The organism is Glaciecola punicea ACAM 611, assembly GCF_000252165.1.
In the GTDB taxonomy this organism is placed as follows: domain Bacteria; phylum Pseudomonadota; class Gammaproteobacteria; order Enterobacterales; family Alteromonadaceae; genus Glaciecola; species Glaciecola punicea.
The window spans coordinates 1-13,119 of sequence record NZ_BAET01000018.1 but is presented as its reverse complement, the minus strand read 5'-3'; the positions used below and the strand labels follow the sequence as shown (position 1 = coordinate 13,119).

The 13,119-nt window shown below is 44.0% G+C and carries 13 protein-coding genes; 7 read left to right on the top strand and 6 right to left on the bottom strand.

Annotated features, from left to right (window positions below; all coding sequences use genetic code 11):
- The first annotated feature begins 6 nt into the window (after positions 1-6).
- Together hemH and GPUN_RS08000 are read left to right on the top strand one after the other, a co-directional pair.
- Positions 7-1,095: a ferrochelatase gene (hemH, locus tag GPUN_RS08005; RefSeq protein WP_006005387.1), complete on the top strand. Its 1,089-nt coding sequence runs from the start codon at positions 7-9 to the stop codon at positions 1,093-1,095.
- Positions 1,092-1,562, top strand: coding sequence for a DUF4112 domain-containing protein (locus GPUN_RS08000; RefSeq protein WP_006005385.1), 471 nt, complete (start codon positions 1,092-1,094; stop codon positions 1,560-1,562). Before hemH ends, GPUN_RS08000 begins: the two co-directional genes overlap by 4 nt.
- Position 1,563: 1 nt before the next feature.
- On the opposite strand, the gene GPUN_RS07995 is transcribed toward GPUN_RS08000, so the two are convergent.
- On the bottom strand, positions 1,564-1,926 hold the full coding sequence (locus GPUN_RS07995; protein WP_006005383.1) for a DUF2237 family protein: 363 nt from the start codon (positions 1,924-1,926) through the stop codon (positions 1,564-1,566).
- Between the two features lie 130 nt (positions 1,927-2,056).
- On the opposite strand from GPUN_RS07995, the gene ubiG reads away from it, so the two are divergent.
- Positions 2,057-2,863, top strand: a complete 807-nt coding sequence (gene ubiG / locus GPUN_RS07990) for a bifunctional 2-polyprenyl-6-hydroxyphenol methylase/3-demethylubiquinol 3-O-methyltransferase UbiG (protein ID WP_006005381.1) — start codon at positions 2,057-2,059, stop codon at positions 2,861-2,863.
- A 129-nt stretch (positions 2,864-2,992) separates the two neighbouring features.
- Positions 2,993-3,601: a glutathione S-transferase family protein gene (locus tag GPUN_RS07985; RefSeq protein WP_006005378.1), complete on the top strand. Its 609-nt coding sequence runs from the start codon at positions 2,993-2,995 to the stop codon at positions 3,599-3,601.
- A 100-nt stretch (positions 3,602-3,701) separates the two neighbouring features.
- Here the strand turns inward: GPUN_RS07985 and GPUN_RS07980 are convergent, their stop codons facing one another.
- Positions 3,702-5,393, bottom strand: a complete 1,692-nt coding sequence (locus tag GPUN_RS07980; RefSeq protein WP_006005376.1) for a cisplatin damage response ATP-dependent DNA ligase — start codon at positions 5,391-5,393, stop codon at positions 3,702-3,704.
- On the bottom strand, positions 5,390-6,466 hold the full coding sequence (locus GPUN_RS07975; RefSeq protein ID WP_006005374.1) for a ligase-associated DNA damage response exonuclease: 1,077 nt from the start codon (positions 6,464-6,466) through the stop codon (positions 5,390-5,392). Before GPUN_RS07975 ends, GPUN_RS07980 begins: the two co-directional genes overlap by 4 nt.
- A gap of 121 nt (positions 6,467-6,587) precedes the next feature.
- On the opposite strand from GPUN_RS07975, the gene GPUN_RS07970 reads away from it, so the two are divergent.
- Positions 6,588-7,700 (top strand): cystathionine gamma-lyase, encoded by a 1,113-nt coding sequence (locus tag GPUN_RS07970; RefSeq protein ID WP_006005372.1) that lies wholly within the window; start codon positions 6,588-6,590, stop codon positions 7,698-7,700.
- Positions 7,701-7,736: 36 nt separating this feature from the next.
- On the opposite strand, the gene GPUN_RS07965 is transcribed toward GPUN_RS07970, so the two are convergent.
- A complete protein-coding gene (locus tag GPUN_RS07965; protein ID WP_006005370.1) occupies positions 7,737-8,177 on the bottom strand; it encodes an aldolase/citrate lyase/malate synthase family protein in 441 nt (146 codons plus the stop codon).
- Between the two features lie 334 nt (positions 8,178-8,511).
- Between GPUN_RS07965 and GPUN_RS07960 the strand changes: the two genes are divergently transcribed.
- Positions 8,512-11,010, top strand: a complete 2,499-nt coding sequence (locus tag GPUN_RS07960) for a ligase-associated DNA damage response DEXH box helicase (protein ID WP_006005368.1) — start codon at positions 8,512-8,514, stop codon at positions 11,008-11,010.
- A gap of 5 nt (positions 11,011-11,015) precedes the next feature.
- Positions 11,016-11,789: a ligase-associated DNA damage response endonuclease PdeM gene (gene pdeM, locus GPUN_RS07955; RefSeq protein WP_006005366.1), complete on the top strand. Its 774-nt coding sequence runs from the start codon at positions 11,016-11,018 to the stop codon at positions 11,787-11,789.
- A gap of 91 nt (positions 11,790-11,880) precedes the next feature.
- Here the strand turns inward: pdeM and GPUN_RS07950 are convergent, their stop codons facing one another.
- Positions 11,881-12,786 (bottom strand): carbon-nitrogen hydrolase, encoded by a 906-nt coding sequence (locus tag GPUN_RS07950; protein WP_006005364.1) that lies wholly within the window; start codon positions 12,784-12,786, stop codon positions 11,881-11,883.
- Positions 12,783-13,119 (bottom strand): agmatine deiminase family protein (locus GPUN_RS07945; RefSeq protein WP_040520688.1); only part of this gene is annotated, 337 nt, incomplete at its 5' end. The genes GPUN_RS07950 and GPUN_RS07945, both read right to left, overlap by 4 nt.

Below are 13,119 nucleotides of genomic sequence, written 5' to 3'. Positions count from 1 at the left end.
TGAACTATGAAATATAAGTCTCAGACTGGCTTCACGCACAATCAAGCTGACAAAATTGGTGTACTTATTACTAACTTGGGCACGCCTCAGGCGCCAACGAAGCAAGCCGTAAAACCTTATCTTAAACAATTTTTGTCAGATACTCGGGTGGTAGAACTACCCAAAGCGATTTGGTGGTTTATATTAAACGGCATAATTTTAAACACAAGACCAAAGCGTTCTGCGGCGGCCTACAAAACGGTGTGGAGTGATGAAGGCTCGCCTTTGCTAGTGCACACTAAAAATCAGGCCAAGGGCCTAGCTACCCGTTTTGCCGAAACATGGGGTGACAAGGTCATAGTCGATTATGCCATGCGCTACGGTCAACCTAGTATCGATAGCGCTATTGACTCATTGCTTAATGCGGGCGCACGTAAAATCGTTGTTTTACCATTATATCCTCAGTATTGCGCTTCAACCACCGGGTCAACCTTTGACGCTATTGCAAACGATTTTCTCAAGCGCCGATGGTTACCTGACTTTCGCTTTATCAGTCAATATGTGGATAACCCTGGTTATATTAAATGCATAGCTGACACTATAAAGGCGCACTGGGATAAGCACGGCAGGGCAGACAAGTTACTTTTTTCATATCATGGCATTCCCAAAAAATACCTATTAAAAGGTGACCCTTATCACTGTCAATGCTACAAAACGACGCGCTTGGTAACAGACTTGCTAGGTTTAGGCCCTGACGAATACATGACAAGTTTTCAATCAAGAGTGGGTATTGATGAATGGCTAAAGCCTTACACCGACGACACTATGAAAGCTTTACCGAGCCAAGGGGTAAAGTCGTTGCAGGTAATATGTCCAGGCTTTTCGTCCGACTGCCTAGAAACGATAGAAGAGATTGGTGAGGAAAACCGCGAGTATTTTGAAGAAAATGGTGGTGAGCGCTACGAATATATTGCTTCTTTAAACAGCGACGACGCTCACCTTGATATGCTGTTTGAACTTCTACAAAACAATATGCAGGGATGGCAGCCACAGCATGTTGAAGACGAGTTTGAGCAAAGAGGCCTGCGTGCAAAACAATTGGGCGCTGAAAGATGAATGAAAAAGAAGGGCTGGCTAATATATCACAGGGTGTAGAAATTGATGAGAACTTCAAGGCGCCCTCTGAGTTATTGAAAGCACAGTCCTTAGGCAATTTGCTTGATACTGCGGTTAAGCTGCCGTTTATTAAATTTAGAGTAGGTCTCGATTTTTTGGTTGGTCTCATTCCTGTTGTTGGTGATACAGTTATGTTGGCAGCTTCCATGAGAATTGTGCATTTAGGCCATAAAATGGGCCTACCTAATCCGCTGAAGTACAAAATGATACGCAATGCGATCTTCGATTACGGCTTGGGTTTTGTACCAATATTGGGTGACATAGTCGATATGTTCTTTAAAGCTAACCAAAAAAACGTCAGAATAATGGAAACATGGTGGGTGTCGCAAAATAAAGTACAGATAGACGCGCTGGCCAAACGTGAGTTAGACGCTTGGCAAAAAGAGCACGATAAGCAGGATGTCTAGCTTAGGCCTTATATTCGTGTTGTTTTAGGGTGTCTAAAGAAACTACTTCCAAGGCTTTTTTATTGGTCGCCTCAAGCACAACCGGGGGTGCCACTTTCGCCGAGGAAGCGTGATACCAGCGAATAGCGCAAAGGCACCATTTGTCACCGGCTTTTAAACCAGGAAATTCGTATCCAGGATTAGGTGTTATTAAGTCGTTGCCTTGAGATTTGGAAAATCGCAAAAATTCGTCGGTCATGATGGCGCAAACACTATGGTTGCCGGCGTCAGATTCAGGTACATAGCAGAAACCTTCACGGGTGAAGCCGGTGTTACTACAGCACAACTGCAGACGAGTACCTAATACATTATATTGATTGGCCATATTATTCCTTATAGTGAGACTATCGCTAGCATAACAATATTATTATTGTGCATCATAATGGTACTGATGTTTAATGAATTAACAAGTACTTATTCTTATCCATAATTAAATTGAGATTAGTGAATTAACAATGTTAGATAAAAGTAAACTTACGCCATTAAAAAAAGGTGCGGCATCTGGGGAAGATATTGCCTTAAACTTTAGTTCGCAGGAGATTGCAAAGTTCGATGCGCTAGCCGAAAATTGGTGGGATCCAAATGGCAAGTACAAAACCGCTTTAGAGTTTAACCGGGCGCGGGTTGAATACTTTATTGCGCAAATATGTGACTTTTACAAGCTAGACATAAACGCTGAGAAACCTTTAAAAGGTTTACGAATTTTAGACGTTGGCTGCGGCGGAGGCTTAGTATGCGAGCCGCTTGCACAAGCTGGCGCAGAGGTTACAGGTCTAGATGTGAGCGAAATGAGCATTGAAGTGGCAAAGCGCCATGCCTTAATGTCTAAACTTAAGATCAATTACATTCATGAACATACGCAAAATTTTATTGAAAGTAATGAAAGCCCTTTTGATGTGGTGATAAACGCTGAAGTTATAGAGCATGTGCCTAATCAAAAAGAATTAGTGTCGCACTGTAGCAAACTTTGCAAGGCTGGTGGCTGCGTTATAATGGCAACGCTTAATCGCACCATTAAATCTTTTGTAGTGGGTATTGTTGGGGCTGAATATATTATGCGTTATTTGCCAAGAGGTACCCACACTTGGCATTTCTTTGTAACGCCTTTTGAGCTCAACAGTATGGGCTCAGTATCAAGACTAAAACTGATCGCTGAAATAGGCATGTCTTATAGTTTGTTTACCAAACGCTGGCGTTTGAGCAAAAGTGTGGCAGTGAATTACGTGCAAATTTATGAAAAGCTTGGCAGTATTCGAGATTAGTGACTGTGTATTTTAAAAGTAAGTTCATCAAGGCATAAGTACATATAATGAAGGTATATAAAGTAAGCCACTTGGCATGTATGAATAGAAACCTGTAGGCTAAGGTAAAATAAGAATAAAGGTGATTACATGAAAATTTATGATACTAAAACCGCACCCACTCCTCGCCGAGTCAGAATTTTTTTAGCCGAAAAGGGCATAGAAATGGAATACGTCCAAGTAGACTTAGCTAAAGGCGAAAACATGTCGCCAGAAATGCGCACCAAAAACCCTATCGGTAAAATACCCGTGCTCGAATTAGACGACGGTACCTGCATAGGCGAAAGTGACGCAATTTGTCTGTACTTTGAAGCACTGCATCCGCAAAATCCTCTCATGGGCACAACGCCGCTTGAAAAGGCCACTATTGCTATGTGGCAGCGGCAAATAGAACTTTGCTTGTTTAACCAAATTGGCATGTGTTTTCAACATACCTCGGGCTACTTTAAAGATCGCATGACGCCAATAGCAGAATTTGGCAAAGTGTCGGGTATTAGTGCGAGTAAATATTTGAATGTGCTTGAAAAAAGGCTTGTTGACAACGAATTTATGGCTGGGACAAGCTTTAGTATCGCCGATATTACCGCGTTTTGTGCTATAGACTTTGGCAAAGTAGTCGACATCCGTATAGGCGACAGCCAAGTTAATCTTACCCGATGGTACGATAAAATGAATGAACGGCCATCTGCAAGAGCGTGATTTACTGACGCTGTTCACTTCCTTGGCTTAGGCTCACGAAAGGGGTGAAGGTTTTTGGAGTGTGGCCCTGTCAACCTGCAAACTAGGCACGGGTGAAGCCTTATTCAATCATATCAATCAACGTGGATAGCTGATCTGCCTCAGCAGCAGATTTATCCCATCTTATCCTATGGATCCTTGGAAATCGAAGCGCCACTTTAGATTTATGGCGGTTCGATGGCGCAACTGCATCAAACGCAACTTCAAAAACAAGTTCTTTTTTTACCTCTTTCACCGGCCCAAACCGGGCCAAGGTATTGCGTCTTACCCACGTATCAAGCTTCTTAAGTTCTTCATCGGTAAAGCCTGAATACGCTTTACCAATAGGCAACAGTACATCATCTTGCCAGCAGCCGAAGGTAAAGTCAGAATAAAAGCTAGAACGCTTGCCGTGGCCGCGCTGGGCATACATGATCACGGCATCTATCACTTTCGGGTCGCGCTTTAATTTGTACCATTGACCTTTTGGCCTACCGGCAACATAAGCGGTGTCTTTACGCTTAATCATAATACCTTCGATATAGCCGTTAGACAGCGCGCTAGCACGCACTTTTAGGGCGGTTAAATCGTCTGGATTTGAAAATAGCAGTTTCTCCGAAGGGAATAGATTTAGACAAGTCCCGCGTTCTTCACCTGCAATTTTTTGGTCTTTAGTAAAAAGCTTCGCGATTTTGGCCGATCTTATCGACAAGGCTTGCTCTCGTAAATCTTCATGCTTAATTTGAAGTGCGTCATAGATTATAAGACCCACAGGGATAGACTGCATCAGCGCTTTCGTTGGCTTTTTTTTGTTTAAACGCTTTTGAAGTTGATTGAAGCTAGCAATGTGCGCGTAATTTTGCGGTGCATCGCCAGTGGGAGCAGAAGATACCGATGGATATAAAGCAACAAGCTCACCGTCAAAGCGGCCTTCAAGCTTAGCGGCTTCAACGCTGCTCACTAAATCGGGAAAGCTAGCCGATATGTCATCTCCTGTGCGGCTAAATAAGGCGGTTCCGGTGTGATTACTGACAAGCTGGGCGCGAATACCATCAAACTTCCATTCAGCTTGCCATTCTTCGTGGCTAATACGGGCAAGCGCGGCTTCGTCAATTGGGTGTGCTAGCATAACGGGTTGGAAGGTAAGCTTGTTGCTAATGTCGGGCATGTCGGCCTTGCCTTCAAGCCATGCCAGTAAATCATTATACGGCGGTTGTACACCGTGCCAAACTCGCTCTACGTCTTCCACTGTAATACTGGGATTATGTTTAGCCCCGTGTTGCGCCAATATTTTTTTCATGAAGCGCGCCGACACGCCGATGCGCAAACCCCGCGTGCCTAGTTTTAATAATGCCCAGCGCTGCGTGGGCGTCATTATATCGAGCAAGCTCACAAGGTAAGGTTTTATAGACGGTTTGGGTAAGTGTGTGAATTGCGTCACTACTTCATCCAAACTAGGTACCCCTAAGGCTGTTTGCTTTGCGAAGGCCTCGGCATCAGCGGTGGTTGACCATAAATGTGCGACAGTTTCGCTCATCTCGCCTACATAATCGTAGCTTAATGCAAAAAGTGCTGGGTCGACCCGCTCTACTATAATATCTTTTACGGTTTTGCGTTTAAAAAACTCAAAGTGTAAAGTACCTGCTATGGCGCCTATTGCCCAGCCTCGGTCTGGGCTTGGGGCTGTGGCTAAATATTCTAGCAATAACTCTGATTTTGCATTGTTACTGTTTAAGAAGTAGAGGTTGTTGACTAAGTCTGCAAAAGCTTTCATACGCGCTGAGTTTTTTGTTTGCTTTCAGATTTGCTAAGTTTAGCGCTTGGCGCTTCGCTGTTAATATCTTCATCGCCGTCACCGTAGCCGACCAAATTCAAAGCTTTAGCTTTATATCCCATTTGCTTAGCCTGATGCACCAAAGCCTGCTCGCGGCCATGAGTTACCCATACTTCTTTGGGGTTCACCTGCTTGATGGTAGTAATCAAATCTTGCCAGTCGCTATGGTCTGAAATAATCAGTGGAAGCTCCGCGCGCTTTTGTTTACTTCTGGCGCGTATTTGCATCCAGCCAGAGGCCATCGCAGTCATTACATTGGGCAACTTGCGTGACCATCTGTCACTTAAGGCCGAGGGCGGTGCTAGCACTATTTGTCCTTTTAAGATTGATAAGTCAGTTAGGCTAGCCACTTCAATTAGCTCGCCAAGGGGTATGCCGTGTTCCTCATAAAGCGCGCACAAATTAACTAACGCGCCATGAATATAAACTGGTTTGTGATAACCCAACTGACGCAAAGCAATGAGTAAGCGCTGGCATTTTCCTAAGGCATATACGCCCACTACATGACATGATTCGGGCAAGCGCACTAAAGACGCCAGCAGCTTTTGGGTTTCATCTTCAATTGATGGATGTTGAAATACGGGCAAGCCAAAGGTTGCCTCAGTCACAAATACGTCGCAGGGAACCGGCACAAAAGGTGCACAGGTAGGGTCGCTTTGGCGCTTAAAATCACCTGTATGCACTAAGCGTTGTCCTTTGTATTCAATGAGTACTTGGGCTGAGCCTAAAATATGCCCGGCTGGATAGAGCGTTAATTGCCCTGCATGCAGGTTTATGGTTTCTTCGTATGCTAAGGCATGTGTATTTTGTGCATGATCTTCGCCGTAGCGTACACGCATAATATCCAGTGTGGCGGCGGTTGCATACACATGAGTATGGCCTGCACGCGCGTGATCAGCATGGGCATGCGTAATAATGGCATGTTCAACCGGTTGCATAGGATCTATGTAGGCGTTTAAGGCTCTACAATATAAACCTTTTTCGTCTGTTTTAATCCAGTTTTCTGGGTGCATTTTACACTACCAATGACGCAATAATTAATAGTTTTTACGCACTAAGGCCTTAATTTGTTTACTCACTGGTAAAGTATAATTATTATCTACGTTATATAAACTTATAAGGTGTCACACCGCTATGCCCCGCAAACCTTCATTAGCCTCTTTAAGCATAAATGCAGGTGCGCCGTTGCCTGAAAATGGACGTGCCTTTCGCCACGGGCCTGAATTTGCCAGTACATTTCACTTGTCTGGCGATGTAGATCCGAATGCCTATCAATACGGTCGCTTTGGGCAACCAACGTGGACTAGCCTTGAACAAGGTTTAGCACAGTTAGAAGGCGGCGATACCATCGTGTTTCCATCAGGAATGTCAGCAGCTGCGGGCATTTTGACTAGTTTGCTTAAGCCCGGCGATACTATTTTACTGCCAAGTGATGGTTATGCGCCTGTGCGTTTTTACACCGAACAATACTTAGTTAAGTTTGGTGTAAAACTGAAAACCATTCCCACTCAAGAGATTGATAATTTCGATTTTAGCGGTATTGACCTAGCGCTGTTAGAAACGCCCAGTAATCCCATGCTTGACACTTTTGACATTCAAGGTGTTGCCGCGAAAATTCATAAAAGCGGTGGCCTTTTGGCAATAGACAACACTACTCTTACGTTTTTAGGCCAGCAGCCACTAGCCTTAGGCGCCGATATTTCCATGAGCGCAGACACCAAAGCGGTAAACGGTCACAGCGATGTTGTATTTGGGCATGTAGCATGCACCAGCCAAGCTTTAAGCGACAAAATAAGACAGTGGCGTAAATTTTCGGGTAATATTCCAGGTCCTATGGAAACTTGGCTGGTGCACCGCAGTTTATCAACGTTAGACGTTCGCTTGCAGCGTATGTGCGACACGGCAATGCTGCTGGCCCAAGCATTATATGAACACCCTAAAGTGAAGAGCGTGCGTTATCCGGGTTTGCCTAAGGACCCATCGTATAATATTGCTAAAACACAGCAGCAACTGTTTGGTTTTATTATTAGTTTTGAGCTTGATAGTAAGTGTAAAGCAGACGCATTTCTTAAAGCATGCAGCCTTGTATATGAGGCAACTAGTTTTGGTGGCGTGCACAGCACCGCAGAAAGACGCGCGCGTTGGGGAACCGATAATATTGCACCAGGTGTTGTTCGATTCAGCGTAGGCTGCGAAAGAGCAGACGACCTTATCTATGACGTGATGCATGCCCTTAAGCAGTTATAGAATAAGGAGAGTGCTCTTGTAATGTTGATATTAGCTTTATTCAACAACGTAATCTTCGCCTGAAGGTGCGGTGAAAGTATCTTGTGACACAAGCTCTATTTTTATATCTTCAGCGCCTTTCGCAGTGTTGAGAATAACTTCAATATGCACGTTATTTTCTTTGAGCACAATCGACTCTGGTAATTCTTTTTGCCCTGCGTATGCAACAAACTGACTTGCTTGTTTGAGGCCGCAATGAGAACCATCTACAAAAAATGCCATTAAATGGTTAAAGTAAACAAGATACTGTTTGACGTCTTTATGAGAGCCATTTTGTAGGGCAAAACGATGGTCGAGCATTTCGCTAGGGCTAAGGTAAGTATCGAGTCTGCTAGCATCTGACTGCTCAGTTATATTTGCTACAGGCATAACTTGCAATGCTGCAAACGCTTGGGTTTGTTCTTGGCGGCGATTAATTTCAGCGATTGGCATATTCATGATGTACTCTCCAGAATGTCTTGTGTAATGCTTAACGTTTATAGCTTGTTATTAAAATAAGACGTGCAAGTTAAAGATAAAACTTAGCAAATCTACAAGCTAAGAGACTAATGTCGGCAGCCTTTGCTATCTCCATTTACAAAGCATAGCCTAATTTTCATAAAAATTTTACAAAGGAAATTTCACATAGTAAATTTTACAAATAGTAAAATAATTGTTTACAAATTTTTTATGAAATAACGGGTTCAGAAATCTCAATAATTAGTAAACCTAGTGAGTCGCGCGGTAGTATTGATTACGAGATTTTGTGATTATGATAAAGGAAATACACGACTTGCTAATAACAGACACACCTGTGGTAGTAAAACGCGCGTTCATCCCGAGTGTTTTTAAAGCGTGGTTTGCCGCTCGCCATTGGAAGATTAGGCCATATCAGCAAAAAATGGTCAGCGCTTTTGTCAATCAGCAGTCAACCTTATTGATTGCGCCTACGGGCGCAGGTAAAACCTTGTCTGGATTCTTGCCCAGTTTAATTGATATTCACAAACTGCTTGAAAAAGGTAAGTCTAACAAAGCAATTGGCCTGCATACTTTATATATATCGCCGCTTAAAGCCTTAACCTACGACATAAATCGTAATCTTGAAATGCCAATTAGTGAAATGGCACTAGGCATGACGGTTGCCTCTAGAACGGGCGATACGACTAGTTATCAGCGTCAAAAACAGCGCAAGTTACCGCCGAATATACTGCTTACCACGCCCGAATCTTTAATGCTTATGCTGTCGTACACTGACGCGGCGCGAATTTTTGCAAATTTAAAATGTGTCATTGTGGATGAAACACATTCTTTTGCCAATTCTAAGCGAGGGGACTTTACCTCGCTTGCCTTAGCGCGCCTGTATTGGCTGAATCCGCATTTTATACGCGTGGGCCTGTCGGCAACTGTTGCCCACCCTGATTCACTCGCCGCCTGGCTTGGGGTAACGGGCCAGCCTACCGGTATTATCCTCGCTAAATCGCGTGTGAAACCTCGTTTAAAAATGCTGACCAACAAAGAATATATTCCGTTTGGTGGCTACATGGCGAAATACGCCAAGAAAGAAATTTTAGCGGCTATTAGCAAAGCAGGCACCAGCCTTGTATTTGTCAACACCCGCGCCCAAGCTGAACTTATTTTTCAAGCGCTTTGGGAGGAAAATAGTGAAGGTTTAGCCATTGCTATTTATCACGGAAGCTTAAGCAAAGAACAAAGGCAAAAAACAGAAAAAATGATGGCCGCGGGTAAACTGCGCGCGGTGGTTACAACCTCTGCTTTAGAGCTTGGCATTGACTGGGGCGACGTTGATTTAGTTATTCAAGTCGGCGCGCCTAAAGGCGTGAGTCGCCTAATGCAGCGAATTGGGCGTGCAAATCACCGCATGGATGAGCCTTCTAAAGCTTACTTGGTTCCCGCAAACAGGTTTGAATCTCTGGAGTGTTTGGCGGCTATAAAAGCCATTAAAAAAGGTGAGCTTGATGGCGAACCGCCAATGCCCGGCGCGCTTGATATTATTCCGCAGTTTATTATGAACTGCGTGTGCAGTGAGCCTAGCGACATGCACAGTATTTATCAGCAAGTACTTAATGCAAGCTCCTATTCGGGCCTTGATTTGGATACTTTCAAACAACTTTTTTCTTTTACCCAAGACGGCGGCTACGCCCTGCAGGCCTACGAGCGATACTTCAGACTAGTACAAGATAAGGGTCTATATTCACCCGCCAATAAGCGCGTGATCATGCGCCATAGACAAAATATAGGCACCATTGTTGAAGCAGGCCGACTGAAAGTAAAAAGATTAAGACGATCGCATCAAGGTAAAATTGTTGGCGAAGTTGAAGAGTACTTTGCGCAGCAGCTTTGCAAAGGAGACAGCTTTTATTTTGCTGGTGAAATACTGGTGTTTGAAGGTATTCGCGACATGATAGTAGAAGCTAGACCGGGTAAAGCCAAGGAGCCTAAAATACCGAGTTTTCAAGGTGGTCAAATGCCTTTGTCTACTTACTTAGCCGACGCGGTTCGCAAGCTTATTAATGTGCCTGAGTCATGGCAAGAGCTGCCTAAATTAGTCCGCGACTGGCTGCATCTGCAGCAGTCATTTAGCGCGCTTCCAAGTATGGAAAAGTTACTGATTGAACAGTTTCCTTTTAGAGGCGCATTTACCACTTTGTTTTATACTTTTGAAGGACGTAAAGCCAATCAGACACTGGGTATGTTAATTACGCGGCGCATGGAGAATCGCGGATTTAAACCTTTAAGTTTTTCAATTACCGACTATGGGCTGTCAATATCGTCGGTCATTCAAATTGAGAAAGGGCACATAACAGAGTTATTTACCCCCGACATTTTAGGCGATGAATTAGAAGACTGGATGTTAGAAGCCAGTATGCTAAAGCGTAGTTTTCGCCAAGTCGCGGTGATAAGCGGTCTCATTGAGCAGCAGTATCACAGCAATAAGAAAACTATGCGTCAGGTTACTTTTTCTACCGATTTAATTTACGATACTTTACGGCAGTACGATCCCGATCATATTTTACTGAAAGTAACGCGCGACAATGCTCAGCGTGAGCTCCTCGATATAGAGCGCACAAGCGCGTTGTTATTCAGATACTGCGACTCTTTTTTATTCAATGCGCTTGAAAAACCTTCGCCTATGGCCATTCCTATCGTGCTTAGTGTAAGAAGTGAATTGATTACAGGCGCTGGTACCCAAGCGCTATTAGAGCAAGCAAGTTTATACCAAGAAGCCGAACTAATGTTAGACGACGTTCGTGCTTTGTTACAGGGAGATTAAGGTACATGATTGAGCTCACCGCGCTTAAAGCCCTGTTGATGAATCATCAGATTATTCCAATAAAATTTGCAGGCCATCGTATGTTGTTAGACGCTGGTGGTGTGCTTATATGGCCGCAGCAAGATCTGCTTATTTTCAGTGATTTACACTTAGAAAAAGGCAGTTTTTTAACGCAGTTTGCCAATCCACTGCCGCGTTTTGACAGCAAAGATACATTAAAACGAATGCAGCTTATAATGGCACGCTACGACTGTGGTCATATTGTGTGCCTAGGCGATAGCTTGCACGACGGTAATGCCTTAGCGCGTATGCAACCAGACGATTTGGTCAGTCTTAATGCATTGGTGAAGTCAGTGCCAAAATGGACGTGGGTATTAGGCAATCATGACCCCGACATACCGCCTGAAATTTTAGGCGACCGAGCTCCGTTTTTACATATTCAGAATTTATTGCTCGTGCATGAGCCAGAGGACATTAATGCCATAAATAAAAAGAGCTCACTGAAGCCACTTTTATCCAAGGAAGCGTCAAAGATTGAAGGGCAGATTATTGGTCACTACCATCCAAAATCTAGCTATAGACTGGCTAATCGCAAAGTGACAGGCAAAAGTTTTGTGTGCGGTGACGATATATTGCTGATGCCTGCATTTGGCAAATATACAGGTGGGCTAGATATCAAAGACGGCGCTTTTGAGCCCTTGTTTAATTTAAAAAAAGTGCTTGTATATTTGACCTATCATCATAAAATTTATTTGTTTATGTCGAAAATTAAGCGGTAAATGTGAGCGAGCATGGTTAACGTCAATCCCTCCCAAAAAATATAATCGCGAATGTAATGCGGCGACTAGAGCGTAATTATGTTGGGGGATGTCAGCTGCGCCAGCGTTTGGTCAAATCTTCATACGCGTCGATACGCCTGTCTCTAAAATAAGGCCAAATACGTTTAATATGTTCTGATTTTTGCATGTCTAACTCAACCATAAGGGTTTGTTCAACGTCGTTTTCAGCCATGGCCAGAATTTCACCCTGTGGCCCTGCAATAAAACTATGCCCCCAAAATTGAATGCCTGCATCGGCTTCATTGGGCGAAGATTCAAAACCAGTGCGATTAGCCACAATAACGGGCACTGAATTGGCCACCGCGTGAGCGCGCTGTATGGTTTCCCAAGCGTCTTGTTGTCTTTGCTGTTCCTGAGGCGTGTCATTTTTATCCCAGCCAATGGCGGTGGGGTAAAACAAAATCTCAGCGCCAGCCATAGCCATTAAACGCGCGGCTTCTGGGTACCACTGATCCCAGCACACTAATACACCTAGTTTGCCTACGCTGGTTTGAATGGGTTCAAAGCCAAGATCGCCTGGGGTAAAATAAAACTTTTCATAAAAGCCTGGATCATCAGGAATGTGCATTTTGCGGTACATGCCAGCAATATCGCTGCTTCTATCAAATACCACTGCAGTGTTGTGGTAGAGACCGGTGGCGCGCTTTTCAAACAGCGATGCCACTAATACTACATTGCATTCTTTAGCCAAAGCACCAAAAAATATGGTTGCGTCACCGGGAATGGGTTCTGCTAAGTCGAACTGATTAACGTCTTCTGTTTGACAAAAATACAGGGTAGAGTGAAGCTCTTGCAGTAAAATACACTGGGCCCCTTGGGCAGCGAGTTTACGCACTTGCTTGGCAGACTTTTCCCAGTTTTCATGCTTGTTATTAGTGCTTACGCTTTGTTGAACCACGGCTATTTTAAGCGTGTTTAGTGACTGTGATTCACTCATAATATAGACACTCCTAATTGCGCCTTGGCAATAATTTCATGCTTTATGGTGTTGGTGGGTACTTGCATTGTAACACAGTGCAGGCTGCCGTTTTGTTGCACCAAACTATGGCACAGTACGGGTACTATTGTATAGTTCGGATGGGCACTTTGTATAATAACTAGCGCGTTTTTATCTTCACTTTGGCCATAAATGGGCATAATAATGTGCTGGTTCACAATCAGGTAGTTAGCATAGGAGGCGGGCAGTCGCGTCCCTTCGTCATCAAGCACAAGCGGCAGCGGTAGGGAATAAATTTTATGCGTGGGCAGCGCTTGGCTTACTTCGTATTGT

Bases quoted from the DNA above. Each gene is read 5' to 3' on its own strand.
- hemH (WP_006005387.1), top strand. From the start codon at position 7: ATGAAATATAAGTCTCAGACTGGCTTCACGCACAATCAAGCTGACAAA.
- pdeM (WP_006005366.1), top strand. From the start codon at position 11,016: ATGATTGAGCTCACCGCGCTTAAAGCCCTGTTGATGAATCATCAGATT.
- GPUN_RS07970 (WP_006005372.1), top strand. From the start codon at position 6,588: ATGCCCCGCAAACCTTCATTAGCCTCTTTAAGCATAAATGCAGGTGCG.
- GPUN_RS08000 (WP_006005385.1), top strand. From the start codon at position 1,092: ATGAATGAAAAAGAAGGGCTGGCTAATATATCACAGGGTGTAGAAATT.
- GPUN_RS07985 (WP_006005378.1), top strand. From the start codon at position 2,993: ATGAAAATTTATGATACTAAAACCGCACCCACTCCTCGCCGAGTCAGA.
- ubiG (WP_006005381.1), top strand. From the start codon at position 2,057: ATGTTAGATAAAAGTAAACTTACGCCATTAAAAAAAGGTGCGGCATCT.
- GPUN_RS07950 (WP_006005364.1), bottom strand. From the start codon at position 12,786: ATGAGTGAATCACAGTCACTAAACACGCTTAAAATAGCCGTGGTTCAA.
- GPUN_RS07965 (WP_006005370.1), bottom strand. From the start codon at position 8,177: ATGAATATGCCAATCGCTGAAATTAATCGCCGCCAAGAACAAACCCAA.
- GPUN_RS07975 (WP_006005374.1), bottom strand. From the start codon at position 6,466: ATGCACCCAGAAAACTGGATTAAAACAGACGAAAAAGGTTTATATTGT.
- GPUN_RS07980 (WP_006005376.1), bottom strand. From the start codon at position 5,393: ATGAAAGCTTTTGCAGACTTAGTCAACAACCTCTACTTCTTAAACAGT.
- GPUN_RS07995 (WP_006005383.1), bottom strand. From the start codon at position 1,926: ATGGCCAATCAATATAATGTATTAGGTACTCGTCTGCAGTTGTGCTGT.